We start from the raw sequence: 24,681 nt of genomic DNA on the forward strand, positions 1-24,681 counted from the left end.
ATCCGCCCGGGCCGGCGCGAGGTGCGTCACCGGGGCCGGCCGTGGCCGACCCCGGCGGGCGTCACTTCGAGAACGCCTGGAACTCGGCGATGCGGACCTGGTCGCGCGCCGGGCTGGCGGTCGCGCAGTCGGTCGTGGTCGCCGGGTCGTTGTCCTGCTCACCGGCGTACGCGGGACCGCCCGTGCACTGGCTGTCCAGCACTTCCAGCCGCAGGTGGGTGGCGAGGGTGGTGGGCACCGGGAACGAGCGCAGGTTGATGTCCCGGGTGTACGCCCGGTACGCCCCGCCTGGGAAGGCGTCCGCCGCGCTGGTGTGGATCCGCCGGAAGTTCGCCGGGTTCGCGCAGTCGGTCGTCTTCGCGTTGCAGGCCAGCACCGCGAACGACCGCAGCGCGCTGAGCGCGTTCTGACTGCCGGCGTCGGCGTCCCCGGTGATCGCCGGGCGCAGCATGGCGCTGACGTTCACCCGCTTCACCACCTGCGGCGCGTCCCCCGGCAGCGCCACGGTGACCTGCTTGCCGGACACCCCGTCCAGCGCTGCCCAGTTCGTCGCCTCGGTGTCGTCGCCGAGCCGATCCAGGTTGACCCCGTCGCCGCTGATCGTGGCGCCGGAGGCCGTCGAGGCGAGGTTGCGGTTCATCCGCAGGTCGATGTAGCCGTCACGATCGGCCTTGGCGACCACGCTGAGCCGCTGGTGCCCGAACCCGGGCGCCACCGCGAGCAGGTCGTACGTGCCGGCCACCAGCTCCACGGTGTCCGGCAGCGGGGTAGCCGGGTCGGTGTCCGCGATCGGCGTCGCCCGGGCCTCGTACACCCCGACGTAGAGCCGGATCGGCGCCTCGGCGCTGTCCCCCCGGGGGCGGAGGGTGAACGTCGCGTTGCCGCCCTGCGGCGCGGCGAAGCTCGGCGTCGGGTCGGTGTCCGCGGCGCCGTTGGTGACGGCGTCCCGGCCCATCCCGGAGCGGGCGAACTCGGCCCAGATCAGGTCCTGGTTCGCGCCGCCGAAGCGGAGCTGGTCGGCGGTCAGCATGTTGTCACGCATGTCGAGCATGCTGACCTGGCTCGCGGCCTGCAGCAGGAACGAGTCGAAGACCAGCTGCGACCAGCGCCGGTTGCCCGGGCACTTGTCCGCGGCCACCTTGCCCTGCGCGCACTCCAGCTGCCGCTGGGGCGTGCCGAGGCCGTACCGCTTCACCAGGGCGGAGCGGACGCGGTAGTTGGTGGCGCCCCAGATCTCCCCGTCGGCGTGCACGGCCGGGCCGCCGGTGTTGTAGCCGACGTCGGAGTAGTTCAGCGGGCTGCGGCTGAGGTCGTAATTCCGGATGCCGCTGACCAGGTTGCCGGTGACGTAGCCGCCGATGATGAACGGCGTCTCGCCGGGGGCGCGCAGGTTGTGCTGGAACAGGTACTCGGCGGCGAGCAGGTCGCTCCACGACTCACCCATCGACCCGCCCTGGTGGCCGCCGATCCCGCTGTCCGGGCCGGCGATCATCCGGTTGCTGATCGCGTGGGTGTACTCGTGGCCGATCACCGTCATGTCGTAGTCGCCGTCGACGCAGGGCGGGTAGGGACCGCCGGCCTGCGGCTGCCACAGGTACATGTTCGTGGTGGGCGGCAGGCCGTCGCGCGGCGTGCCCTGGTTGGCGTTGTTCCGGTTGCCGCTGAGCGCGCCCTGCTGGGCCCGACCCTGCTCGGCGTCGTTGCCCAGGCCGTCCGGGGTCAGGTTGACCGCCTGCAGGTTCCAGGCCGATTCGGTGAAGCCCAACTGGTACGCCCAGTCGTGCATCCGGTTGTGCATGGCGAAGAGGTTGCTGATCGCGGCGTCCGCGTCGTTGCGCTGGGCGGAGGTGAAGACCTCCGGGTTGCACTTCGACTGGTGCCACTGGTCGGTGAACGGGTACTCGTAGCGCCGCTCCGGGCTGGTCGTGGCCGGCACGGCCGGGGTGCCGGCGCCCCAGGAGACCACGTTGTTGGCGGAGTTGCCACGCGAGGTGAAGGTCGGCGTGCCGGTGGCCAGGTCGACGTCCCACGGCTGGCCGCTGGCCGGGTCGCGGAACGCGGCCTGGCAGCCCGGCGCGGGGTCGCCGCACCAGCGGACCCGCGGGTCCTGACCCGGGCCGAGGTCACGCGGCGGGGTGGCCGGGAAGACCGCCCAGCTCGGATTGTCCGAGTCGAAGTCGACCAGGTCCTCGCGGACCAGCACCCGCCCGGTGATCCCGTCGACGTACGTGGTGAACGCCGCCGGGTGGTCGGTGTCCGATCCGATAAGGGTGACCTCGTAGGCGCTGCGCGCACCCTCCAACGGGGTGGGTACGGCGACCGCGCGGACACTGTGACTGGCCACGCCGGCGGCGTCCAGCCCGGCGTCGGCGAGCGCGGCCGCGTACGCCTGCTCCTCGGTGAGGGTGGCCGGCGCGGGGGCTGCGGAGTTCCGGGCGAGCGAGGAGCTCACCGAGATGACCTTCCCGCCGGTCAGCGCGACGGTGACCAGGCCGTCATGCCCGGCGGGCAGGTCGCCGAAGCGCTGCCGGAGGGTGACCACCGCGCCGCTGCCGATCGGGCGGACCAGCACCCGCTCCATCTCGGCCACCGCTGCGGCGTCCAGCCCGAAGAGGTCGCGCTTGTCGGCGAGGTAGGCGCGGGCGGCGGCCTCCGGGTCGGCGGGCAGCCCGGTGGCGAGCGGGGCGCTGCCCGGGCCGAGCGCGTGCGGGGTGCCCAGCCGGTTCCACCGGACGTCCGGGTCGGCCTGGCGGGCGAGCCCGCGCTGGCGGGCGTCCGGGGCCGCCGTGCCGGCCCGGTTGTCGACGTCGGCGTGCTGGTGTCCCTCCGCGAACGGACCGGAGCGACGTTCGGCGGACGCGGCACCGGCCGGCGCCGCGGCGCCGACTCCGGTGGGCAGCAGGGCGGCGACCACCGCGCTCGCCGCCAGGACGGGAATGAGCCGGCGTCTAGGCCGGCTCATCCAGGTTGACCACTCCGGGTGCGGCACAGGACCTCCTCGTGGGAGCGGGATGGCCGGCACACCGCCGGCCCCACGCTGCGCGATGACGCATGCGCATCTGTGGATACCAGCCCACTCGGTCGCGGGACAAGGCCCAGGCCACTCCGGGATGAGATGCGGCCGCCCCGCAGCCTCCTGCGAAGGGGGTCCGGTTCAGTCGGCGGGGGCCCAGTTCGGGTCACGGCCGAAGGCGGCGAGGAGCCGATCCTGCTCGTCGGCGCCCGAGGGCAGCTCCACCTCGGAGTGGACCAGCTGGTCACGCCGGTAGTCGCCGATCCGCCCGGTGAACCAGCGCGCGCATTCGCGGACCGCGTCGGGGTCGAGCCGGGGCTCGGCGCCGATGGCCACGGCGAGGTCCCAGCCGTGGATGAGGTGCTCGGCGAGAAGTTGGTGCAGGTACTCGGCGGCCGGCGTCTCCCCGGCGGAGAGGTGCACGGTGCGCTCGATCGCCCCGGGGTGGGTGGCGGCGATCTCGGCCTGCGCCGCGGCGTCGCGGGCGGCGGCGATCGGGTCGTCGCCGAGCTGGTCGCCGTCGAACCGGTCGCCCACCTCCGCGATGGTGCGGCCGGCGAGCAGTGGGACGCTCCACCGGTCCTCGCCGACCACGTGGTTGACCAGCGTCCGGACGTCCCAGTCGGGGCAGGGGGTCGGCTCCGACCACTGCTCGGGGCCCACCTGGTCCACCCGGTCGGTGAACTCGGCCAGGCTACGGCGGTACGTCTCCAGCAGGTCCATGCCGCCGATTGTTCCGGCCACTGAGGCGGGATGAGCCGTTTTGCCCGCTTCATGCCGGGTCGACCAACCGCGGTCCACCGGGTCGGTCAGCCGACCCGCCCGCGCGTCGGGTCGACCCCTCCGCCCGTGGTGACGGGTGTCAGTCCAGCTCGGTCGGGTCCAGCCCCAGCTCGCGGGCGGTGACCAGGCGTACCCACTCGGTGAACTGTCGCCGCGAGATGACCCGGTCGTGCACCGCCAGCTGCACGGCCAGCCCGTCCATCACCGCACTGATCCGCCAGGCGGCGCCCGCCGGGTCGGCGCAGTCGAAGGTGCCCTCCCGTACGCCGTCGGCGATGACCTCGGCGAGGTCCTCCCGCCAACGCAGGTCGAGCCGCCGGGAGACCCGCTCCAGCTCGGGCGTACGCAGCGACTCCGACCAGCCGTCGATCCACATCGACCAGGACGTCGGGCGCCCGGCCGGGGTGTAGAGCTTGATGATCCGGCGGAGCTTGGTCAGCGGAGGGGCGGCGGAGCGGACCACCGCGTCCAGCCGGGCCAGGTCCTGCTCGACCGCGTACGCGAAGGCCTGGGCGAGCAGCCGTTCCTTGGTCGCGAAGTGGTAGAAGACCAGGGCCTGGCTCACCCCGGCGGCCTGCGCGACGTCGGCCGTCCGGGTGTTGGCCAGACCGCGTTCCGCGATCACGTCACAGGCCGTGCGCAGCAGGGCATCCAGGCGGATCTCGGCCGCACGTCTCGTCACGACGGTTACCGTAACCCATCGGGATAAACACGGGCAGTTACCGTGATGGCCTGAATCGCTGCGAGAACAGTCGGAAGCCGGACACTTCTCACCGGCTCTGGCCAGGGTATCCCACTCCCGTCGCCGGCTCGTCGGACTCCAGGCCAGTCTCCTAGGAAGCCATAGGGAGAGTCGCCTCACCGCACGTGCTGCGGGGGGTCGGCCGGAACGGGACGGGACGCGCCGAGAGCCACCCCGAGTTGGCAACCGTTCCGCGGCTCGGCTAGAGTTCTCATCCGTCACCGGGAAACGCCGATGACACGCGGACGTAGCGCAGCTGGTAGCGCATCACCTTGCCAAGGTGAGGGTCGCGGGTTCGAATCCCGTCGTCCGCTCGGAGCTGCCGCCACGCATGACGGGGGCAACCTCGGTGGGGTGGCCGAGAGGCGAGGCAACGGCCTGCAAAGCCGTGTACGCGGGTTCAAATCCCGTCCCCACCTCGGCAAGACGAACAGACGCGGGCGATTGGCGCAGTGGGAGCGCGCTTCCTTGACACGGAAGAGGTCACTGGTTCAAACCCAGTATCGCCCACCAGGTAGGCACCGCTGGACGGCTCGTTACCGGTAACCCGGTAGCGGGCCGTTTCTGTTTCGCCGTGCTTCTGCGGCACGTCGGGCAGAATTCGATATCGATTGGTGTCGTACGGCGCTGTAACGGTGACACGACCACGGGTGTCCGCCGAAAACTGCCGGTAGCGCTTTCGGGTCGTCCAATCAATTTGCTTATTGACGACTCGACCTGTTCGGGTGAGATTCTTCACGCCGGCGTCCGCGTCACAGTTGCCAACCGGCATTCCGGCATCGACGCCGAGCGACGCGCGCCCTGACCGGCGGATGTCGCAATCCCTTTGTGGGCCTAGGGATCGGCGCGATCCGGCGCGATCCAACATCCTCTCCGGAAAGCGCGACGTCCGTGGACGTCGACTCGTCGCCGTTCAAGAGACGCGATCTCGTCACGCCTATCCTGAGGACGGGGGGAGTGTCCACGGCCATCGCGGCAGGTGGCGGCGTGGGCAGCCAGACGGACCCCGAGGTTCAGGGAAAGGCAAAGAAAATGACGGGTCCCGCCACGCGGAACTGGGATGGCCTGACGGTCCCGGCCTCCGGCACCTATCTGCTCGACCAGGCGCACAAGCGGATCGGTTTTGTCGGCCGGCACATGATGGTGAGTCCGGTGCGTGGCGAGTTCACCGAGGCGGAGGCCCAGATCGTGGTGGACGACGACCCGTTGCGCTCTTCGGTGACCGCCACCATGCGTTCGGCGAGCATCGTCACCGGGCACGACGATCGGGACGTGCACCTGAGGAGCGCCGATTTCCTCGATGTGGAGCGCTATCCCACGCTCGAATATCGCAGCACCGGGGTCAAACTGCAGGACCAGACCGACTCGATTTTCTACTGGGCCCGGCTGCGCAGCAGCAACCGGCTGGTGGGTCGCCGCGGCGGAGTCGACCTCGCGTCACAGCCGGCCCGTACCTCGGGGCGGTTCGTGCTCACCGGAGAGTTGACCATCAAGGACATCACCCGGCCCGTCGATCTTCAGGTGGAGTACGGCGGGGCCCGGCGCGACCCCTATGGGCAGGACATCTTCGGGTTCACCGCGCGAGCCGAGATCGAGCGCGAGGACTACGGGCTGCTCTGGAACGTCGCGCTGGAGGGCGGCGGCGTGCTGGTCGGCAAGAACGTGCGTATCGAGATCGCCGGCGAGGCGATCCGCCAGTCGTGACCTCCGCCGCGGGTCAGAACGACAGCAGCCGGAACCTGCCCACGGTGCCGAAGCCGAGGCGCCCGTAGAGCGACTCACCGGCGGCGGTCGAGGTGAGAGCGGCGGTGCGTACGCCGCGCTCGCGGGCCAGGTCGAGCGCGGCCGCCGTCATCGCCGCGCCGACGCCCCGGCGGCGGTGCTCGGGCTGGGTGCCGACGAAGTAGAGCGTGACCAGGCCGTGACTGAGCCAGGCGACCGCCGTCCCGGCGATCCGTCCGTCCTCGAAGCGCCCGGCCAGCCTGATCACCGTGCCGTCTCCGGTGAACGCCTTCTCCCGGTCGATCGCGGCCGGCACGCCCTCCGGCGGGATTCCGGAGACCCGGGCATAGGCGGGGACGAACTCGTGCGGGTCGGTGCTCTCGCTGATCCGCAGCCCGGCCGGCGTGGGAGCGACGGTCGCCCGGCCGGTCGTCGTGGTCATGATCGGCAGGCGGGCGACCTCGACGGCACCGAGGGAGAGCAGGCCCTCGGCCGTGCCAGGGTCGCTGTCCGGGCCGGCCCACCAGATCCGGGGCACGCCGTGCAGGCGGTGGCAGGCCTCGACGAGCGCGTCGCGCGGCGCACATCCGGTCACGCGCAGCACGCCGTTCAGGGGCGCGTGCGGCACCTCGCTGCGGTAGGTCAGCAGGTCGGGGCCCCCGGAGGCGCCGACGTTCCAGCCGAGGAGGTAGGCCCGGTGCGCGGCGAGCACCGTGTCGAGGGACTCCACGAGTTGGATCTTAACGCGGGGTCGAACCCGGCTGACCAGCGACAATGCCGCAGCGCCGGTCGGCGTGGCTGCGGTCGGTACGCGACCTCAGCCGGCGGCGGAGAGCAGCGCCTCGGCGAGGTCGGTGCGGGAGCTGAGAAGTGCCCGGCCCCGCCGGTGGGTCACCACCAGACCGGCCGCACGTAACGAGGTGAGGTGCTGGGAGACCCCGCCGGCGGACATCCCGGTGCGCCGGGCCAGCTCGGTGGTGCTCACCGGCGAGGCCAACTCAGTCAGCAGCCGGGCCCGCCCACGGCCGATCACCGCGGCCAGCGCGTCCGGGACGCCGCTCGGGCGCTCCCAGAGCGCGCCGAGTCCGCGGGCCGGATAGGCGAGCTGCGGCACGTCCCCGGCGGAGACGCTCAACACCGACGGCCAGACGAAGACCGAGGGGACCAGCACCAGACCCGGCCCGCTCGGAACGTCCGGGGCCAGGCAGTGCCGTTGCGCGATGAGCAACGTGTCGTCCTCCCAGCGGACCTGCTGGTGCAGGTCGTTGAGGAGCCCGGCCGCGCCGTCCTCGGCCAGCCGGCGGGCGCGGGCGGCGATCTCGGTGTCGAGCAGCAGCCGCAGCCGGGGCCACTGCGGGGCGAGGGCGATCCGCCAGTACGCCTCGATCTCCTCGGCCAGCCGGCGCAGCCCGGTCGGCGGGTCGGCGTACAGGGCGGCGACGACCGGGGGGCGGTCACCCGGACAGAGGTCCAGGTGGGCCCGGACGGTGTCCGCCGGGGTGGCGCGCAGGGCGTCGAGTTCGGCGGCCAGGTCCGCGTTGAGCCCGGCGGGCGGCGGGGTGAGGAAGTCGGCCAGGTAGCCGGGCGGCGCCGGCACGAGCTGCCAGAGCAGCCCGCCGTCGGGGCCGACCAGTCCGGCCCCGGTCAGCCGCGGACGGACCCGGCGTACCCACGGCAGGTGGACCGCGTGGTCCCCGGGGTCGCGCAGCACCCGGACGCTCGCGACGACCTCCCACAGGCAGGAGACCGCGAACCGGATACGGGCGACGGCGCCCGCCGACAGACCGATCGCGACCACGGCACCCCCGGTGGATTCAGCTGGGACTGAAACATTACTGCGGTGCCGGGGGCTGGCCGAGACTTGCCGGGTGAGCGAACACCACACCCGAGCTGAACTGTTCCGATCCCTGCACACCCCCGGGTCGCCGCTGGTCCTCGTCAACGCCTGGGACGCCGCGAGCGCCCGGATCGTGGCGGCCGCAGGGGCCCGCGCGGTGGCCACCACCAGCGCCGGCGTCGCCTGGAGCCTGGGCGCCGCCGACGGCGACGTCCTCGGCCGCGACGCGGCCGTCGACCTCGTACGCCGGTTGGCCGCCGCGGTGCCGCTGCCGGTCACCGCGGACATCGAGTCCGGGTTCGGCGCGACGCCGGACGAGGTCGCCGCCACGGTACGGGCGGTGATCGCCGCCGGTGCGGTCGGCGTGAACGTCGAGGACGCCCGGCGCGACGCCGGAACGCCGTTGCGCGACCTGCCCGACCAGTGCGCCCGGCTCGCCGCCGTGCGGGCCGCGGCCGACGCGGCCGACCTGCCGCTCTACCTCAACGCCCGGGTCGACACCTTCCTCAGCGGCACCGGGGGCGTCGACGAGACCGTGGCCCGGGCCACCGCCTACCTCGCGGCCGGCGCGGACGGCATCTTCGTGCCCGGGGTGGTCGACCCGGAGACCGTCGGCGCGCTGGTGCGGGCGATCCCGGCCCCGCTGAACGTGCTCGCCGGCCCGGGTGCCCCGCCGATCGCGGAGTTCGCCCGGCTGGGCGTGGCCCGGGTGAGCCTCGGCTCGGCGGTCGCCGAGGCCGCGTACACGGTCGTCCGCAAGGCGGCGGACGAGGCGTTCGACGCGGGCACGTACGGCGCGCTGGCGGATGCCCTCGACTACGGCACGCTCAACGCGCTGATGCGCTGAGCGGCGGCCGGTCCCCGATTGCCACTACCACCGCCGGGACGGGCGATCAGGCGCGGCGGGCCGGCCACCTCGGTCGAGGTGGCCGGCCCAGGCGGGTCAGCGTTCGGTGCCACCGGCGAGGGCCGGCGGTGGGGTCACAGCGGCGGGGCGACGTCCCGCCGCTCCTCGACCCGCCGATACTCGACCGGCTCGGTGGTGGTGACCACCTCGCGGCGGCGACCCCACACGAGCGTGGTCATGATGAGGCCGAGCACGCCGGCCGCCATCAGGATCCAGCCGACGACGTCGAGGTTGATGCCGCCGAGGCTCGCGTCGAGCGCGAAGGTGAGGATCGCGCCGACCGCGATCAGGAAGATGCTGGTGCCGATACCCACGACAGCCTCCTTCTCCTGGGGATGGGGATGTGGTGCGCTGTCGAAGGGCTTCATTACCCCGCCGTTGAGCAGCGCAACCATGGCCGGCCGGGTCGCCGCGCCGGGCGATCTTGGCATCGGGTAGAGTTCCACCCGTCGCCGGCTGACGCCGGCGGCACGCGGACGTAGCGCAGCTGGTAGCGCATCACCTTGCCAAGGTGAGGGTCGCGGGTTCGAATCCCGTCGTCCGCTCGCGACCCGCCCCGACATGTGCCCGGCTTCCCGGGCGTGGGCGGTGACCACGGGCGATTGGCGCAGTGGGAGCGCGCTTCCTTGACACGGAAGAGGTCACTGGTTCAAACCCAGTATCGCCCACCACCCTGTGAGCAGTCCCGTCGGCTCGTTACCGGATCTCCGGTGACGAGCCGTTCTGCTGATGCCCCTGGATGCGACGCCAGTAGCGGCCGGCGGCATCGCACGGTGTTCTGCCGACGGCAGATCCGCTCACCGTGAACATCGCGCCGATCCGCGCCCGTCGGCGGGCACAGTGGCCGGATGAGACTTCTGGTGCTGGGTGGTACGGGCTTCGTGGGCGGCGCGACGGTGGCGGAGGGGCTGCGCCGGGGCTGGTCGGTGACGGTCTTCAACCGGGGGATGCACGGAACGGTGCCGGCGGGCGTACACCGGCTGCGGGGTGACCGGACCGCGCCCGACGGCCTGGCCGCGCTGACCGGCGGGGAGTGGGACCTGGTGGTGGACACCTGGGACGGCGCGCCGCGCCTCGCCGGCGACGCGGCCCGCGCGCTGGCCGGGTCGGTCGGGCACTACGTGTACGTGTCCAGCGGTTCGGTCTACGCAGAGCCGGTCGAGCCGGGCTCGGACGAGGACGCCCCGCTGGTCGAGGCGGCCGCGGACGCCGACGACGGTGACTATCCGCGGAACAAGTCCGGCGCCGAGCGGGCGCTGCGCGAGGTCCTCGGTGAGCGGGTCCTGCTCGCCCGGGCCGGGTTGATCCTCGGCCCGGGGGAGGACATCGGTCGGCTGCCGTGGTGGCTTGGACGGATCGCCCGGGGTGGCGACGTGCTGGCGCCCGGCCCGGTCGACCTGCCGCTGCAGTACATCGACGTGCGCGACCTGGCGGCCTGGCTGCTGGACGCGGGCGCGTGGGGGCGCGGCGGCGCGTTCAACGTGGTGAGCCGGACCGGGCACGCCACGATGGCCGAGCTTCTCGACGCCTGCGTCGCGGTGACCGGCTCGGACGCCCGGCTGCGCTGGACGGCGCCGGAGCCGATCCTGGCCGCCGGTGTGGTCCCCTGGAACGATCTGCCGATCTGGGTGCCGCTGGGCCACGAGTACCGCTGGTTGCAGGAGCGCGACGTCGAGCGCGCGCACACCGCGGGGCTGACCTGCCGCCCGCTGGCCGAGACGGTCACCGACACCTGGCGGTGGCTGGGCGAGGTGGGCACCGTGCCGCCGCGCGCCGGCCGCCCGGCCCGGTCCCCGGTCGGCCTGGACCCGACCCGCGAGGCGGCGCTGCTCGCGGCCACGCCTGCGGCCTGACCGGTCCGGGGCTGACCGGTCGGGAGCAGCCGGTCCGGGCCGACCACGCCGAGCGCGCCGTAGCGGGCGCCGACCAGCTCGCAGGCGATCTGCACGATCCGCCCCAGGGTGCTGCGCAGGTCGAGGTCGGTGCCGATGCCGACCACGGCGTCGAGCAGGGCGCGTAGCCGTTCCCGGCTGGCGACCACCTCGCCGACCCGGCCCAGCATCTCCTGGAGCAGCTCGTCGAGGTGCACCCGGGACAGCGGGCTCAACCCGAGTGACGGCGTCGGTCGAGGCTCGGGCCGGGGGTGCGGGGTGCCACCGGGCGATGCTATCGCCAGCCGGGATCCCGGTGACCCGCCTCAGCCGTGCTCGCCGCGTACCGCGGAGGTGTCCACCACCTGGTCGGCGGCGAGCCGCGGGGTGTGCGGCGGGCCGGCGTGCGCCGGGTCCGCGATCCCCAGCCGCAGCACGAGGTACGGGAAGCCGATCCCCGCGAGCAGTTGGCGCAGAATCTGCCGGGTGCTGTCGACCTCCACCACCCCGCTGAGCGGCACCATCGAGACGCCGAGCCGGGTGGCGGTCAGCCAGCCGCCGGAGAGCCCTTCGCCGGCGCGCAGCCAGCTCTCCGGCTCGTCCTCGTCGCCGAAGAGCAGGGTGTACGCGGCCGCGCGGTCGTGCCCGGGGCCGACCGGCAGGCTGCCGGAGCGGCCGAAGTCGCGGGCCGGGACGGTGGTCTGCGGCGCCTGCTCGGGCAGCACCTCCGGCGGCAGCCCGGTGCCGGTGCCCGCCCGGCTGGTCCAGTACGCCAGCTCCTCGCGGGTCTCCGGGTCCTCCGCCTCGACGATGTCGGCGTGCGAGGCGGCGGCGGCCAGCTCCATGACCTGGTCGGAGTCGAGGATCTGCAACCTGCTGCCCTCGGCGGTGACCGCGTGGGTGATCTCCTCGATCGCGCTGTTCGGCACCGGCTCCTCGCTCACCGGGCGGCGGTCGGTGCGCCGGATCCGCATGCACTGCACCAGCCGCATCGCGTCCGGGTCGAGGTCGGTGCGGGAGAAGCCGCTCAGCCGGGCCAGCAGCTCCGGCTCGGCCGGGTCTGGCAGCCGCTCCACCATCGCGGTCCAGCCCTCGGCGGCGAGCGCCATCCGGGCGTGGTGCAGGGCGATGCCGCAGCTGAGCACGAGCAGCCGCGCCTCCGGGTCGGCGGCGGTGAGCTGCCGACTGCGGGCCATCCGCAGCTCCAGCGCATCGGGGAGCACCCGCCACTGCCAGGGCTGGGTGTTGTGCACCGAGGGAGCGTGGCCGGCGGTCGTGGCCGCCTCCGCCAGCGCGGTGGTCAGCGGTCGGTCCGTCGGGCTCTGCTGGCTCATCGTCCACCCTCTCGTCTTCGCCCGTTCCCGTCGTCCCGCGTGCGGCGGGCCCCTGGTCCATTCATCCTGTGCCCTCGCGCCGGCCGCCGCAGGGCCCGCAGGTGCCGTCCGGACGGGCCGTTGGACCCTGCGAGGCGTCAGCGTTCACGGACGACCGCGACCGGGCAGAGCGCGTGCTGGATGAGCTGCTGACTGACCGAGCCGAGCAGCATTCCACGCAGCCCGCCACGCCCCCGGCTGCCGACCGCGACGAGTTGCGCGCCCCGGCTCGCCTCGACCAGCAGCGACGCCGGACCGCCGGCGGCCACCTCGACGCTGATCGCCAGCTCCGGGAAGCTCTGCCGCCACGGGGCGAGCGAACCGTTCACGGCGTCCCGTTCGGCCGCGGTGGCCTCGTCCGCGTCGGTCGCCGCCCCGCCGCCGGGACCGCGCCAGGGCGGTTCCGGCGGCGACCAGGCCCGGATCACCCGTAGCGGTACCCGCCGCTGCGCCGCCCGCTCGACCGCGAAACCCAGCGCCGCCAGTGACACGTCGGAGCCGTCCACCCCGACCACCACCGGCCCGTCGCTGGGCGCCGCCGGGGCGGTCTCGGACGGAGTGCGGAGCACCACCACCGGGCAGTGCGCGTGCGCGGTGACCGCGACCGCGGTCGAGCCGGCGAGCAGCCCGCCGAACCCGCCGTGGCCGCGGCTGCCGAGCACCAGCAGAGCGGCCTGCGCCGAGTGTTCCTGAAGCACCAGCGCGGGCGGTCCGTCGAACACCTCGCCGGTGACGTCCAGGTCCGGGTGCGCGGCAGCGGCCTCGGCCGCCGCCCGGCGGACCAGCTCCTCGACCTCGCGCCGGGCGGTCTCGTCAGGCCAGGCGCCGGGGGCGACGCCGGGGCCGAGCCAGCCGACCACGGTGAGCCACTCGAAGACGTACGCCAGCCGGACCGGGCGACCGCTGCGGCTCGCCTCGTCCAACGCCCATTTCAGGGCGAAGGCGGCGTCCGGGGAGCCGTCGTAGCCGACCAGGATCTGCTCGCCGGTCACTGCCCGCTCCGCAGGCCCGGCTCGGTCTCGCGGATCCACCGCCACTCCGACACCCGGGGGTCGTCCTCGCCGTACCGGCGGGTGTAGTCCCGGCAGGACTGCCGTTCGTCGACCATCTGCTGGCGCAGGTGCGCGGCGCGGGCGGCCAGCCCCGGCACCCGGTCGATGACGTCGATGACCAGGTGGAAGCGGTCCAGGTCGTTGAGCATCACCATGTCGAACGGCGTGGTGGTGGTGCCCTCCTCCTTGTAGCCGCGCACGTGCAGGTTGTCGTGGTTGGTGCGGCGGTAGGTGAGCCGGTGGATCAGCCACGGATATCCGTGGTAGGCGAAGATGATCGGCCGGTCGGCGGTGAAAATGGTGTCGAACTCGTTGTCCGGCAGGCCGTGCGGGTGCTCGGTGGGCGGCTGGAGGCGCATCAGGTCGACCACGTTGACCAGCCGCACCTTCAGGTCCGGCAGGTGCCGGCGGAGCAGGTCCGCCGCCGCGAGCGCCTCCAGGGTCGGCACGTCGCCGCAGCAGGCGAGCACCACGTCCGGCTCGCTGCCCTCGTCGGTGCTGGCCCACTCCCAGATGCCCAGGCCCCGCCGGGTGTGCTGGATGGCCTCCGACATGGTCAGCCAGTTCGGGGCGGGCTGCTTGCCGGCCACCACCACGTTGATGTAGTGCCGGCTGCGCAGGCAGTGGTCCATGGTGGAGAGCAGCGTGTTGGCGTCCGGAGGCAGGTAGACCCGGACGACCTCGGCCTTCTTGTTCACCACGTGGTCGATGAAGCCCGGGTCCTGGTGGGAGAAGCCGTTGTGGTCCTGTCGCCAGACGTGGCTGGAGAGCAGGTAGTTCAGCGAGGCGAGGGGCTGCCGCCAGGGGATGCCCCGGGTCACCTTCAACCACTTGGCGTGCTGGTTGACCATCGAGTCGACGATGTGGATGAACGCCTCGTAACTGGTGAACACGCCGTGCCGGCCGGTCAGCAGGTAGCCCTCGAGCCAGCCCTGGCACAGGTGCTCGGAGAGCACCTCCATCACCCGCCCGTCGGGGAGGAGATGGTCGTCGCTGGGAACCGTGGCGGCCACCCAGGCCCGGCCGGTGACCTCGAAGGCGGCGCCGAGCCGGTTGGAGGCCACCTCGTCCGGGCCGAACAGCCGGAACGACTCGGGGTTCGCGGCGATCACGTCCCGGATCCAGCCGCCGAGCACCCCGGTGGCGCCGGCCATCGGTTCGCCCGGCCGGGGGACCTCGATGGCGTAGTCGCGGAAGTCGGGCAGGTTCAGGTCCCGCAGCACGACCCCGCCGTTGGTCACCGGGTTGGCGCTCATCCGCCGGTCGCCGCAGGGCGGCAACGCGAGCAGTTCGGCGACGGGCGCGCCGGTGGCGTCGAAGAGCTCCTCGGGCCGGTAGCTGCGCAGCCAGGTCTCCAGCTCGGCCAGGTGCGTCGGGTTGGTGCGTACCTCGGAGAGCGGCACCTGGTGCGCGCGGTAGGTGCCCTCGACCTGCTTGCCGTCGACGTCCCGCGGGCCGGTCCAGCCCTTCGGCGTACGCATGACGACCATCGGCCAGCGGGGACGTTCGACGGCGCCGCCGGAGCGGGCCCGGCGCTGGATCGCGGCGATCTCGTCGAGCGCCCGGTCCAGCGTGGCGGCGAGCGTCTGGTGTACCTGCGCCGGGTCGTCTCCGGCGACCACGTACGGCTGGTAGCCGAACCCGTGCATCAGCTCCAGCAGATCCGGCTCGGGGATCCGGGAGAAGACGGTGGGGCTGGCGATCTTGTAGCCGTTGAGGTGCAGGATCGGCAGGACCGCGCCGTCGCGGGCCGGGTTGAGGAAGACGTTGGAGAGCCAACTGCCGGCCAGCGGCCCGGTCTCCGCCTCACCGTCGCCGATCACGCAGGCGACCAGGAGGTCCGGGTGGTCGAACGCGGCGCCGTAGGCGTGGCTGAGCGCGTACCCCAGCTCGCCGCCCTCGTGGATGGAGCCCGGCACCTCCGCCGCGACGTGGCTGGGGATGCCACCGGGGAAGGAGAACTGGCGGAACAGCCGGGCCATGCCGGCCTCGTCGCGGTCGATGCCGTGGTAACGCTCGCTCCAGGTGCCCTCCAGCCAGGTGTTCGCCACGATGGCCGGGCCGCCGTGGCCGGGGCCGGTGATGAACATGGCGTTCAGGTCACGGCCGACGATGACCCGGTTGAGGTGGGCGTAGAGCAGGTTCAGCCCGGGGCTGGTGCCCCAGTGCCCGAGCAGCCGGGGCTTGATGTCGTCGGGGGTCAGCGGGTTGCGCAGCAGTGGGTTGTCCAGCAGGTAGATCTGCCCGACGGTGAGGTAGTTCGCCGCCCGCCAGTAGGCGTCCAGTCGGCGCAGCTCGTCGTCGGTGAGCGGAGGGTTCGCGTCGAGAGCGGTGTCCATGATGCTGAGCCTCTCGCGGGTAGGGGAGTGGGGCATCCGACGTCCAGCCTCGCCAGGGCCGGCGGCCCGGGTCAGGGCCGTTGGTCCCGGTCCGGGCGGGCGTCGGACCCGGTCAGCGGCGCCTCGGCCAACCCCCGGACGACGATCACCGGGGCCGGGGAGTGGTAGAGCAACGACTGGGCGACCGCGCCCAGCATTCCGCGGCCCGGCTCGTCACCACGGGCGGCGACCAGCGCCACCTGCGCCGAGCGGGAAGTGTCCACCAGCACCTGGCCGGGATCCCCCTCGACGACGCGGCACTCGGCCGGCACGTCGGTGCGACGGGCGGCGTAGCGGTCCATCACCTCGGTGACCGCGTCGGTGACGGCCTGGGTGTCCTCGTCGGGCTCCACCACCCGCAGCGCCAGCAGCTCGGTGCAGCGCAGGGCGGCGCACTCGAGGGCCCACTCCAGGGCGAGGTTCGAGCTGGGTGAGCCGTCCACCCCGACCAGCACCGGGCCCTGCGGTGGTGGCTCGCCGCGTACCACCATCAGCGGGCAGCCGGCCCGCGCGGCGAGCTGGACGGCCGGTGCGTCGGACGGGACGCACTCAGCGCTGCCGGCCATCCCGCCGTCCCCGACGGCGAGCAGGAAGGCCGCTTCGGACCGGCGGATCAGGGTGGGCAGCATGGCGCCCTCGACGATCTCGCTGCGGACGGTCAGCCCCACCTCGACCTGGTGGGCCAGCTGAGCGGCCCGGGTGATCAGATCTTCGGCCTGGCCGCGGGGCGCGGCGACGCTGTCCGCGGCGAAGGCCGCCTGCCAGTCGAAGGTGTGCAACAGGTGCAGCGGTCGACGGTGCGCGGCGGCCTCCTGCGCGGCCAGCCGGACGACGCGGAGGTCGCGGTCCGCGCCGAGGCCGACCAGCACCGCTGCATCGGCGGATGCGGCCATCCGACATCACCTCCCGGGCGTCGCGCCCGGCACGACCAGCTCCCTCGACCGAGGGTAGTCGTGCGGCCGTGGCGGCGGGCCGGATCGGGCAGCGCCGCCGACGGTGTCGGACCCGGCTCGTCAACATAGGTTGACAGAGTGGTGCTGTCAACGTATGTTGACGATATGAGTCACGCGACGGAACTCGCGGCGGCAGCCGGCAGCACCGACCCCCGGGTCGGGCTTCGCGCCGTCCGCGCGCTACGCCGGCTGCTCGAGCGGCTCGAGGTCGTCCAGGTGGACAACGCCCGTCGACAGGGCTGGTCCTGGCAGGAGATCGCCGACGCGCTCGAGGTCAGCCGGCAGGCGGTCCACAAGAAGCACGCCGGGCGACCGGCGGTCAACCAATCCTGGGAGGCGTGATGTTCGAACGGTTCACCGACCGGGCGCGCGGCGTGGTCCGGCGGGCGGTGCAGGAGGCCCGGGTCGAGGGCCAACGGCCGGTCGGCACCGAGCACCTGCTGCTCGCGCTGCTCGCCGACGAGGCCGGGCTGGCCAGCCGGGTGCTGGCCGACGCCGGAGTGCGCGCCGACGACCTGCGCGAGCGCATCCGCCGACACACCGCCGACGGCGGGGCCGGCCTGGGCGACGCGGACGCGGCCGCGCTGCGCGAGATCGGCATCGACCTGGCCGCGATCGTGGCCCGGATCGAGCAGTCCTTCGGCCCGGACGCGCTACGCGAGGCCGTGCCGGCGCCGCGGCGGTGGTGGCGGCGCGGGCGGCGATACCTGGGCGGGCCCTTCTCGCCCCGGTCGAAGAAGGCCCTCGAGCTGTCGCTGCGCGAGGCGCTGCGGCTGCGCCACCGCCACATCGGCACCGAGCACATCCTGCTCGGGCTGCTCCGGGAGGGGCAGGGGCTCGGCGCCCTGGTGCTCAGCGAGGCCGGGGTCGACCTCGACGATCTACGCCGAAGGGTCGAGAGCGCTCTGCGCACGGCGGCCTGACCCTCCGATGATCAGCGGGTCCGGGGCGGTGCGCCTCGGCTGGATCGGGCGAGCGGGCCAACCAGCCACGGCCGCGTTGAAACCTGTCTGTGGCACTTCCGACCCGGGCCGCTCGCGGGCTCGCTGAAGCGGCTCCGGTCCTGCACACTGACGCCGTGAATGCTGGACAGGACAGCGCGCCGTCGGGCCACCACGGCGGGCTGCGCTCCGCCGTGGTGGTCAACCCGGTGAAGGTCGCCGATCTCGACGAGCTGCGCCGCACCGTGGACGATGCGCTGGCCGCCGCCGGTTGGCCCGAGCCGCAGTGGTTCGAGACCACGGTCGACGACCCGGGCCGCGGCCAGACCGAACAGGCCGTCAAGGCCGGCGTCGACGTGGTCTTCGCCTGCGGCGGCGACGGCACCGTGATGTCCTGCGTCAGCGCGCTCGTCGGCACCGACGTGGCGCTGGCCGTGCTGCCGCAGGGCACCGGCAACCTGCTCGCGGCCAACCTGGGCCTCTCCACCGATCTGGCCGCCGGGCTGCAGGTGGCCGTCGACCGGGGCCGGCGGCGGCTCGACGTCGGCGAGGTCGACGGGCGGTACTTCACGGTGATGGCCGGCATGGGCTTCGACGCCCAGATGCTCGCCGCCACCTCCGAGACGACCAAGGCGCGCATCGGCTGGCCCGCGTACGTGGTGGGAGCCGCGCGACACCTGCGCGACCGCCCCATACGGGTGTCGATCCGGATCGACGACCGCCCGCCGGTGCGCCGCCGCGCCCGCTCGGTGCTGATCGCCAACGTCGGCCGGTTGCAGGGCGGGGTCCGGCTGCTCACCGAGGCCGAACCGGACGACGGTTGGCTGGACGTGGCCGTGCTCACCCCCAACAACCTGCGGCACTGGGCGGCGCTCGGCTGGGCGGTGATCCGCCGACGTGGCCGGGTGCCCCGGATGGAGGTCTTCCGTGGCCGGCGGGTGGTGATCACCAGCACCCGGACCCAGCCCCGGGAACTCGACGGCGACCTGATCGAACCGGGCCGCCGGCTGCGCGCGGTGATCCGGCCCGAGGCGCTCTGGCTCTGTGTGCCGCAGCCCGAGCGGGCACCTGATCTCGCCGTCGACGCGAAGGACGCCGCCGAGCGGGGTGAGCAGCTGATCGAGGAGGCGCGCCGTGAGTAGCACCCGGATCGTGCCCGAGACCCGGCTGATGTCGAACGAGGAGCTCTCCGCCGACGACGCCTGGCACACCCTGCGCCGCGAGGGCGGCTGGCACCTGCTGCGCGACGCGTTCATCCGGTTCCGCTACGGCGACGGGTTCAGCCACTCCCGCGCCTTCGCGCTCCAGCTCTGCCTCGCCGTGGTGCCGTTCCTGATCGCCCTCACCGGCCTGATCACGGAACTCGGCGTCGAGGAGGGCGGCCAGGTGGTCGCCGACACCGTGCTGGCGCTCACCCCCGGGCAGAGCGAGCAGGTGGTGGCCGAGCTGCTCGGCGAGGGCGAACGCGTCGAGGACGCCGGCGAGCTGGCGCTCACCCTCGGTCTGCTCACCGGCCTGGTCGCGCTGACCACGACGATGGCCCAGATCGAGCGGGGCGCCAACCGGATCTACGGCGTGGAGCGGGACCGTCCGGCGCTCTGGAAGTACCTGCGAGCCGCGGTGCTCGCGGTCACCGCCGGCGTGCCCGCGCTGGCCGGCTTCCTGATCCTGGTCGGCGGCGGGGCGATGGGCGACTCGGTGCGGGAGCACTACGAGTGGGGTGAGGCCGCCAACGGCGTCTGGGACGTCATCCGCTTTCCGCTGAGCCTCGGGCTGACCGTGCTCGCCGTGGCGGTGCTGTTCCGGCACGCGCCGCGCCGCCGGCAGCCCGGCCTCTCCTGGCTGTTCTTCGGCGCCGGCATCGCCACCGCGCTCTGGTGGCTGGCCAGCCTGCTGCTCGCCGCGTACGTGCGGTTCAGTGACGGCTTCGGGCAGACCTACGGCGCGCTCACCGGCATGATGGCGCTGCTGCTCTGGGCCAACCTCACCGGCATGGCGCTCTTCGGCGGGCTGGCCTTCGCCGCCCAGCTGGAGGCGTTGCGGATCGGGGTGCAGGAGCCGGCCCAGCCGGACCTGTGGGAGCCCGAGGCCGAACGCGCGGAGGTGCCCGACACCGGAGAGATGACCGCGCTCTGACCTGGCCCCGGCCCGCTCCCGGTGTACGGCCCCCGCCGATCGGGTAAAGCGCCACGCCATGGGCGACAATGGAGGTGCGGGGTGACCGTGGTCAAAGAGGTGCTGCGGCGACCGCTCGGGCATTTCACGGAGCGGAGCGTCGCCGGGCTGATCGCCGTCACCGGTGCCGGCGTCGCCTTCGGCCTGCTGCTGATGCTGGTCCGGTTCCGGTGGAGCCCGTTGCAGGACGCCGACCACGCCGTCGCCGAGTGGTTCAACCAGCTCGTGTCGCGGCACGGCCCGCTGGTCACCGTCCTGCAGGCGGTCACCGACCTCGGCGGACGACCGATCCTGATCTGGCTGGTCACCATCGCCGTGATCGGCCTGCTGATCCGCCGACAGCCCCGGCTGGCCGTCTATCTGATCATCACGGGCGTCGGCGGGCTGATCCTCGACCCGTCGCTCAAGACGTTGGTCGGCCGGCTTCGTCCGGTGGTCGACGTGCCGGTGGCCAGCGCGCCGGGCAACAGCTTCCCCAGCGGGCACGCGCTGGGCTCGTTCGTCGCGTACGGGGCGCTGCTGCTGGTCTTCCTGCCGGCGCTGGCGCCCCGGTGGCGCAAGCCCGCCATCGCCCTGGTCGCCACGCTGGTGGCGCTGATCGGGCTGACCCGGATCGCGCTGGGCGTGCACTTCGTCTCCGACGTGCTCGCCGGCTGGCTGCTCGGCGCGGCCTGGCTCGGCGTCACCGCCTACGCCTTCCGCCTCTGGCGGCGTGAGCGTGGCCGGCCGGTCCCGCCGCTGACCGAGGGGCTGGAGCCGGAGGCGGGACGCGACATCGCCGCGGCCCCGGCCGAGGAGCACGTGCTGGAGCATCCGCGCTCCGCGGTGGCGGAGCTGCTGGTCGGTTGGGTGCTGGTCTTCGGCGCGCTCTACGGCTTCGGCATGTTCGTCAGCTACCACGCCGGCGGGACGTTTCTGGCCACCCTCGACACCGAGGTGCCGCGCTGGTTCGCCGAGCGGCACACCGAGGTGCTGACCGACGTGAGCTGGTGGTGGAGCAAGTTCGGCGACACCCACGCGATCCTGCTGATCTCACTGGTGTTCTGCCCGCTGGTGCTGGCGGTGTGGCGACGCTGGCGGCCGGTGCTCTTCGTGGCGCTGGCCATGGTCGGCGAGCTGACCCTCTTCCTCGCCTCGGCCCGGGCGGTCGACCGGCCGCGCCCGCCGGTGGAGAACCTGGACGGGCCGATGCCCACCTCGTCGTTTCCCTCCGGGCACATCGCGGCGACGATCTGCATCTGGCTGGCGATCGCCGTCATCGTGCTGCCGCGCACCGACCGCTGGTGGCGCTGGATCTTCGTGGCCCTGGCGGTGATCATGCCGGTCGGGGTGGCCGTCTCCCGGATGTACCGGGGCATGCACCACCCCACCGACTTCATGGGCGCGATCCTGCTCAGCGCGCTCTGGATCGGGCTGCTCTACTGGGTGATCCGCCCCAACGCCGACCTGCGGGAGGGCAACCGGCCGAGCATCGAGTCGGAGGACGTCGACACCCTCGACGACGAGCTGGCCAAGGCCGGTCGGGTGGAGTGAGCGCGTCGTGCTGCGGGTGATGACCTGGAACATCCGTACCGGCGGGCGGGACGGCGACGGCCACGACCGGCGGGACGCGATCGTCGAGGTGATCAACGCCCAGCGGCCGGACGTGCTGGCCCTGCAGGAGCTGCGCGGCTTCGACGCGGACCTGCTCGCCGGGTTCGCGGACCGGCTGGGCCTGCGGCCACACCTGGCCCGCAGCTGCCTCGGGCAGCCGGTCGCGGTGCTGGTCCGGCCGCCGCTGCGTACCCTCGCGGCCGGGTCGCTGCGCCGGCCGTTCCACCACGCCGCCGCGCGGGTGGTGCTGGCCACCGACGCCGGGCCGCTCACCGTGCTCGGCACCCATCTCAACCCGTACTCGGGTGGCTGGCGCCGCATCGAGGTCGACTGGCTGGCCCGGGCGGTCCGGCGGGCGCCGGGCGAGTTGGCGCTGCTCGGCGGGGACCTGAACGCCCTCGACCCGGCGACCGACCACGCCGGGCGGCTCGACCGGCTGCCGCCCGCGTACCGCCGCCGGCACCTGCGTCGCGACGGCCGCACGGTGGACACCCGCGCGGTGGCGGTGCTGCTCGGGGCCGGCCTGGTCGACCTGTACCGGGCGGCCGGCGGACCGGACGAGGGCGAGGGGCTGACCGTCCCGACCCGGCACGGCGGGGCCGAGTTCGCCGGGATGCGGCTGGACTACCTGCTCGGCACCCCGGCGCTGGCCGCGCGGACGCGGGACTGCCGGGTGGTCCGGGGCGGGGCCGCCGATCACGCCTCCGACCACTATCCGGTGCTCGCCGAGGTGGCGCTGGATCCGGCCTGACGGCGGCGCCCGGCACCGGTGCAACCGGACCGGGCCCCGGACGCATCCGTACGGTGACAGCACCGGCAGCCGGAACGGGAGTGGTCGATGCAGGCCGTGCAGCGGCAGGAGTACGTGGATTTCGTCACGGGGGCGACGGGGAAGCTGCGGCGCACCGCGTACCTGCTGACCGGGGACGCGCACCGGGCCGACGACGTGGTGCAGCAGACCCTGACCCAGCTCTTCGTGAAGTGGAGCCGGGTGCGGCGGGCCGACGACATCGGCGCGTACGTGCACCGGATGCTGGTCAACGCCTTCCGGCAGGAGCGGCGATCCCGCTGGTGGGGCGTGCAACTGCTCGACCGGACACCCGAACCGGTGCCCCGGGGCGACCCGGGCGGCACGGGGGAGGCCGCCGCGGACGCGGTGGCGGTGCGGACCGCGCTCGCCGCGGTGCCGCCCGGCCAGCGGGTGGTCCTGGTGCTGCGGTTCTACGCCGATCTCAGCGTCGAGCAGACCGCCGAGGTGCTGGGCTGCTCCACCGGGAATGTGAAGAGCCAGACCGCGCGCGGGCTGGCCGCGCTGCGCCGGCAGCTGCCGTTGGACGCCGAGGCGAAGGGGGAGGTCCGATGATCGATCGGGAGGAGACGCTCGTCCGGCGGCTGCTGGCCGACGCCGCCGAGGATCTGCCGGCCGGGGGAATGCCGACGGACGCCCTGCTGGCCGAGGGGGAGCGGGCGGTCCGGCGCCGCCAGCGCCGACTGGTCGGCGCGGCGGCGGCGGCCACCGTGGTCGCGCTGCTCGGCGCGGCCGTCCTGTTGCAGGGGGTACGCCCACAGGCGCAGCGGTCGCCGGCGGAGCAACCCTCCCCGTCTGCCACCGCCACCGGCGGGCCGCCCACGGTCGCGCCGGACCAATTCGATCCGGCCCAGCGGCTCTTCCGACTCGACTGGCTGCCGGAGGGAATGTCGATCCGGCATGAGTCATATGAGCGTTACGGCCAGTGGGTGACTGTGATGAAACCCCAACAGACGCAGAAGGGTGCGCCCTCTATTGGGTTGGAAGACATCGTCACAGTCATGATCAACGCAGCTGGCGCGGACCCGTTCGCGAACTGGGCCGAGTCCGACGCGCTGACCGGTGGCGGGCGCGTCGCGGCGACACCCCTACCCGGCGTCCCTGTCGCTCCCGTCTGGGGCGAGCCGGCCTATCTGCACACCAGCCCGGATGGTCGGGAGACCCGACTCTCCTGGCAATACGCGCCCGACGCCTGGGCGGCGGTGAGCGTGAGGGAAATGGAACGGCCAGAGGAGATCGCTCGGCGGATCGCCGACGGTCTTATCTGGGACCGACAGCCCGTCACGCTGCCCTTCCTGCCCGTGGCACCACCGGAGGGTGCCACCCTCCATCGTGCGGTTGTCACGGTTCGTGACGGCCGATGGGAGAATGCTCAGCTTGGATACCTGGCCCCTTCCCGGCCCGAGGTCCGGAGCGCGGTCGAGGATTTCACGGTCGGGATGACGCGGGAGTTTCGTGGCAAGGTCGCGGGCAGCACCACGGTCCACGGACGACAAGGCTGGGTCGACGCCATGCCGAGCGGGATCGGGGTCTACCGGGTCGGGGAGTTGCCGGGTGTCTGCCAGACATGTATGGGCGAGGTCTCCGCACTTTCCAGCGCCGGACTTCAGGCGCTCGGCGGGCGCGACGGCGCTCTGGCACTCTCCGCGACGATACGGACGGTCGACGATCCCGCCGACATGACTACATGGCGGCCCCTGTAGTCGCTGTCCGCCGACAATCGGGGCCGAACAAGACAGGTTGGCTTGCCGTCGCTGGCTACGGTGACCGCGTGATCGACACCCCGTCGCCGCCCCGCCCGCAGGCCCGGCCGGAGACGGCACCACCGCCGCTGATCGCCGCCGTGGCGCGGGGGATCGCGCTGGTCGTGGTGGTGCCGGTCCGGCTGGTCTGGGAACTCGTCGCCGCGGCCGGCCGGTTGCTGCAACGCTGGCTGCTCGCGCCGGTCGGCCGGTTCCTGGCCCGCTGGCTGCTCCGTCCACTCGGCTGGCTCCTGCACCGCGTGCTCTGGCTGCCGCTGACCTGGCTCGGGCGCGGCCTGGCGTGGCTGCTCCGGGTGCTGGTCTGGGCGCCCCTGCGCGCACTGGCCCGGGCGCTGGGCTGGCTCGGCCGTACGCTGCTGTGGCGGCCACTGGTCTGGCTGGCGTACCACCTGCTCTGGCTGCCCGCGGCCTGGCTGGCCGCGCTGCTCGCGCCGGTCGGGCTGCTGGTCGCGGCCGGGCTCGCGGTGCTGGGCCGGTGGCTGTGGCGCGGCGTCGTGGCCGTCGCCGGGGTGCTGTTCGACGCGCTCGGCTGGGCGTGGCGGGTGGCGGGCCGGCTGCTGTGGTGGTGCTACCTCGTGACGCTGCGGCCGGTGCTGCTCGCCGTGGGCTGGCTGTGGCGCCGCGCGACCGCGCCGGTCGGGCGGGCGGTGGCCGCCGCCTGGCGGGCGACGGTCACGCCGGCGGCCCGGTGGCTGCGCGACGCCGTGGTGCGGCCGACCCGGCAGGCCACCCGCGAGGTGTTCATCGCGCTCGGCTTGCGCCGCTGAGCC

The 24,681-nt window shown here is 73.4% G+C and carries 21 protein-coding genes, 5 tRNA genes and 3 pseudogenes; 18 read left to right on the forward strand and 11 right to left on the reverse strand.

The window, feature by feature from the left end; genetic code table 11:
• Positions 1–61: 61 nt before the first annotated feature.
• The 3 genes from AB0C04_RS14675 to AB0C04_RS14685 form a co-directional block, all read right to left on the reverse strand.
• A complete protein-coding gene (locus AB0C04_RS14675; RefSeq protein WP_357053522.1) occupies positions 62–2,962 on the reverse strand; it encodes a M36 family metallopeptidase in 2,901 nt (966 codons plus the stop codon).
• A gap of 192 nt (positions 2,963–3,154) precedes the next feature.
• On the reverse strand, positions 3,155–3,736 hold the full coding sequence (locus AB0C04_RS14680; protein WP_357053525.1) for a TIGR03086 family metal-binding protein: 582 nt from the start codon (positions 3,734–3,736) through the stop codon (positions 3,155–3,157).
• A gap of 139 nt (positions 3,737–3,875) precedes the next feature.
• Positions 3,876–4,478 carry a TetR/AcrR family transcriptional regulator gene (locus AB0C04_RS14685; RefSeq protein WP_357053530.1) on the reverse strand — a complete coding sequence of 201 codons (603 nt, stop codon included), beginning with the start codon at positions 4,476–4,478 and terminating at the stop codon, positions 3,876–3,878.
• A gap of 301 nt (positions 4,479–4,779) precedes the next feature.
• Here AB0C04_RS14685 and AB0C04_RS14690 point away from each other — a divergent pair.
• The 4 genes from AB0C04_RS14690 (at position 4,780) to AB0C04_RS14705 (ending at position 6,242) form a co-directional block, all read left to right on the forward strand.
• Positions 4,780–4,852, forward strand: a tRNA-Gly gene (locus AB0C04_RS14690).
• Between the two features lie 34 nt (positions 4,853–4,886).
• Positions 4,887–4,957: transfer RNA gene (locus AB0C04_RS14695), tRNA-Cys, on the forward strand.
• 19 nt (positions 4,958–4,976) lie between these two features.
• Positions 4,977–5,051, forward strand: a tRNA-Val gene (locus AB0C04_RS14700).
• Between the two features lie 519 nt (positions 5,052–5,570).
• Positions 5,571–6,242 carry a YceI family protein gene (locus tag AB0C04_RS14705; protein ID WP_357053762.1) on the forward strand — a complete coding sequence of 224 codons (672 nt, stop codon included), beginning with the start codon at positions 5,571–5,573 and terminating at the stop codon, positions 6,240–6,242.
• A 13-nt stretch (positions 6,243–6,255) separates the two neighbouring features.
• Here the strand turns inward: AB0C04_RS14705 and AB0C04_RS14710 are convergent, their stop codons facing one another.
• A complete protein-coding gene (locus AB0C04_RS14710) occupies positions 6,256–6,990 on the reverse strand; it encodes a GNAT family N-acetyltransferase (protein ID WP_357053533.1) in 735 nt (244 codons plus the stop codon).
• An 87-nt stretch (positions 6,991–7,077) separates the two neighbouring features.
• Positions 7,078–8,058, reverse strand: coding sequence for a helix-turn-helix domain-containing protein (locus tag AB0C04_RS14715; RefSeq protein WP_357053536.1), 981 nt, complete (start codon positions 8,056–8,058; stop codon positions 7,078–7,080).
• 70 nt (positions 8,059–8,128) lie between these two features.
• On the opposite strand from AB0C04_RS14715, the gene AB0C04_RS14720 reads away from it, so the two are divergent.
• On the forward strand, positions 8,129–8,944 hold the full coding sequence (locus AB0C04_RS14720; protein WP_357053539.1) for an isocitrate lyase/phosphoenolpyruvate mutase family protein: 816 nt from the start codon (positions 8,129–8,131) through the stop codon (positions 8,942–8,944).
• 134 nt (positions 8,945–9,078) lie between these two features.
• Here the strand turns inward: AB0C04_RS14720 and AB0C04_RS14725 are convergent, their stop codons facing one another.
• Positions 9,079–9,435: a DUF6458 family protein gene (locus AB0C04_RS14725; RefSeq protein WP_357053542.1), complete on the reverse strand. Its 357-nt coding sequence runs from the start codon at positions 9,433–9,435 to the stop codon at positions 9,079–9,081.
• A gap of 41 nt (positions 9,436–9,476) precedes the next feature.
• On the opposite strand from AB0C04_RS14725, the gene AB0C04_RS14730 reads away from it, so the two are divergent.
• From AB0C04_RS14730 to AB0C04_RS14740, 3 genes are all read left to right on the forward strand, one after another.
• Positions 9,477–9,549: transfer RNA gene (locus tag AB0C04_RS14730), tRNA-Gly, on the forward strand.
• 51 nt (positions 9,550–9,600) lie between these two features.
• Positions 9,601–9,675: transfer RNA gene (locus AB0C04_RS14735), tRNA-Val, on the forward strand.
• 177 nt (positions 9,676–9,852) lie between these two features.
• Positions 9,853–10,857 (forward strand): NAD-dependent epimerase/dehydratase family protein, encoded by a 1,005-nt coding sequence (locus AB0C04_RS14740; protein ID WP_357053544.1) that lies wholly within the window; start codon positions 9,853–9,855, stop codon positions 10,855–10,857.
• A gap of 23 nt (positions 10,858–10,880) precedes the next feature.
• Here the strand turns inward: AB0C04_RS14740 and AB0C04_RS14745 are convergent.
• The 5 genes and pseudogenes from AB0C04_RS14745 to AB0C04_RS14765 form a co-directional block, all read right to left on the reverse strand.
• Positions 10,881–11,174: pseudogene (locus tag AB0C04_RS14745) on the reverse strand (ATPase); the annotation flags it as partial.
• A 27-nt stretch (positions 11,175–11,201) separates the two neighbouring features.
• Positions 11,202–12,209: a nitroreductase family protein gene (locus AB0C04_RS14750; protein WP_357053547.1), complete on the reverse strand. Its 1,008-nt coding sequence runs from the start codon at positions 12,207–12,209 to the stop codon at positions 11,202–11,204.
• A 137-nt stretch (positions 12,210–12,346) separates the two neighbouring features.
• A complete protein-coding gene (locus AB0C04_RS14755) occupies positions 12,347–13,285 on the reverse strand; it encodes a universal stress protein (protein ID WP_357053550.1) in 939 nt (312 codons plus the stop codon).
• Complete coding sequence (locus tag AB0C04_RS14760; protein WP_357053553.1) at positions 13,237–15,639, reverse strand: phosphoketolase family protein; 2,403 nt, start codon at positions 15,637–15,639, stop codon at positions 13,237–13,239. The genes AB0C04_RS14755 and AB0C04_RS14760 overlap by 49 nt, the downstream gene beginning before the upstream one ends.
• Positions 15,640–15,710: 71 nt before the next feature.
• Positions 15,711–16,571, reverse strand: coding sequence for a universal stress protein (locus tag AB0C04_RS14765; protein ID WP_357053556.1), 861 nt, complete (start codon positions 16,569–16,571; stop codon positions 15,711–15,713).
• A gap of 165 nt (positions 16,572–16,736) precedes the next feature.
• Between AB0C04_RS14765 and AB0C04_RS14770 the strand changes: the two genes are divergently transcribed.
• The 10 genes and pseudogenes from AB0C04_RS14770 (at position 16,737) to AB0C04_RS14815 (ending at position 24,678) form a co-directional block, all read left to right on the forward strand.
• Positions 16,737–16,973, forward strand: a complete 237-nt coding sequence (locus AB0C04_RS14770; protein WP_357053559.1) for an HTH domain-containing protein — start codon at positions 16,737–16,739, stop codon at positions 16,971–16,973.
• A pseudogene (locus tag AB0C04_RS14775) lies at positions 16,973–17,155 on the forward strand (Clp protease N-terminal domain-containing protein); the annotation flags it as partial. The gene AB0C04_RS14770 and the pseudogene AB0C04_RS14775, both read left to right, overlap by 1 nt.
• 168 nt (positions 17,156–17,323) lie before the next feature.
• A pseudogene (locus AB0C04_RS14780) lies at positions 17,324–17,527 on the forward strand (Clp protease N-terminal domain-containing protein); the annotation flags it as partial.
• 182 nt (positions 17,528–17,709) lie between these two features.
• Complete coding sequence (locus AB0C04_RS14785) at positions 17,710–18,714, forward strand: diacylglycerol kinase family protein (RefSeq protein WP_357053562.1); 1,005 nt, start codon at positions 17,710–17,712, stop codon at positions 18,712–18,714.
• On the forward strand, positions 18,707–19,708 hold the full coding sequence (locus AB0C04_RS14790; protein WP_357053565.1) for a YihY/virulence factor BrkB family protein: 1,002 nt from the start codon (positions 18,707–18,709) through the stop codon (positions 19,706–19,708). The genes AB0C04_RS14785 and AB0C04_RS14790 overlap by 8 nt, the downstream gene beginning before the upstream one ends.
• A gap of 81 nt (positions 19,709–19,789) precedes the next feature.
• Positions 19,790–21,280 (forward strand): phosphatase PAP2 family protein, encoded by a 1,491-nt coding sequence (locus tag AB0C04_RS14795; RefSeq protein WP_357053568.1) that lies wholly within the window; start codon positions 19,790–19,792, stop codon positions 21,278–21,280.
• Between the two features lie 7 nt (positions 21,281–21,287).
• On the forward strand, positions 21,288–22,091 hold the full coding sequence (locus AB0C04_RS14800) for an endonuclease/exonuclease/phosphatase family protein (RefSeq protein WP_357053571.1): 804 nt from the start codon (positions 21,288–21,290) through the stop codon (positions 22,089–22,091).
• Positions 22,092–22,178: 87 nt separating this feature from the next.
• Positions 22,179–22,703 (forward strand): SigE family RNA polymerase sigma factor, encoded by a 525-nt coding sequence (locus tag AB0C04_RS14805; RefSeq protein WP_350875345.1) that lies wholly within the window; start codon positions 22,179–22,181, stop codon positions 22,701–22,703.
• Positions 22,700–23,851, forward strand: a complete 1,152-nt coding sequence (locus AB0C04_RS14810; protein WP_357053575.1) for a hypothetical protein — start codon at positions 22,700–22,702, stop codon at positions 23,849–23,851. Before AB0C04_RS14805 ends, AB0C04_RS14810 begins: the two co-directional genes overlap by 4 nt.
• A 68-nt stretch (positions 23,852–23,919) precedes the next feature.
• Complete coding sequence (locus tag AB0C04_RS14815) at positions 23,920–24,678, forward strand: hypothetical protein (protein WP_357053578.1); 759 nt, start codon at positions 23,920–23,922, stop codon at positions 24,676–24,678.
• Positions 24,679–24,681 lie beyond the last annotated feature (3 nt).

It is taken from the genome of Micromonospora sp. NPDC048909 (assembly GCF_040649635.1).
Lineage (GTDB): Bacteria > Actinomycetota > Actinomycetes > Mycobacteriales > Micromonosporaceae > Micromonospora.

Coding starts and splice junctions, on each gene's coding strand:
- AB0C04_RS14675 (WP_357053522.1), bottom strand. CDS start 2,962: ATGAGCCGGCCTAGACGCCGGCTCATTCCCGTCCTGGCGGCGAGCGCG.
- AB0C04_RS14680 (WP_357053525.1), bottom strand. CDS start 3,736: ATGGACCTGCTGGAGACGTACCGCCGTAGCCTGGCCGAGTTCACCGAC.
- AB0C04_RS14705 (WP_357053762.1), top strand. CDS start 5,571: ATGACGGGTCCCGCCACGCGGAACTGGGATGGCCTGACGGTCCCGGCC.
- AB0C04_RS14725 (WP_357053542.1), bottom strand. CDS start 9,435: ATGCCAAGATCGCCCGGCGCGGCGACCCGGCCGGCCATGGTTGCGCTG.
- AB0C04_RS14740 (WP_357053544.1), top strand. CDS start 9,853: ATGAGACTTCTGGTGCTGGGTGGTACGGGCTTCGTGGGCGGCGCGACG.
- AB0C04_RS14750 (WP_357053547.1), bottom strand. CDS start 12,209: ATGAGCCAGCAGAGCCCGACGGACCGACCGCTGACCACCGCGCTGGCG.
- AB0C04_RS14760 (WP_357053553.1), bottom strand. CDS start 15,639: ATGGACACCGCTCTCGACGCGAACCCTCCGCTCACCGACGACGAGCTG.
- AB0C04_RS14765 (WP_357053556.1), bottom strand. CDS start 16,571: ATGGCCGCATCCGCCGATGCAGCGGTGCTGGTCGGCCTCGGCGCGGAC.
- AB0C04_RS14770 (WP_357053559.1), top strand. CDS start 16,737: ATGAGTCACGCGACGGAACTCGCGGCGGCAGCCGGCAGCACCGACCCC.
- AB0C04_RS14805 (WP_350875345.1), top strand. CDS start 22,179: ATGCAGGCCGTGCAGCGGCAGGAGTACGTGGATTTCGTCACGGGGGCG.
- AB0C04_RS14810 (WP_357053575.1), top strand. CDS start 22,700: ATGATCGATCGGGAGGAGACGCTCGTCCGGCGGCTGCTGGCCGACGCC.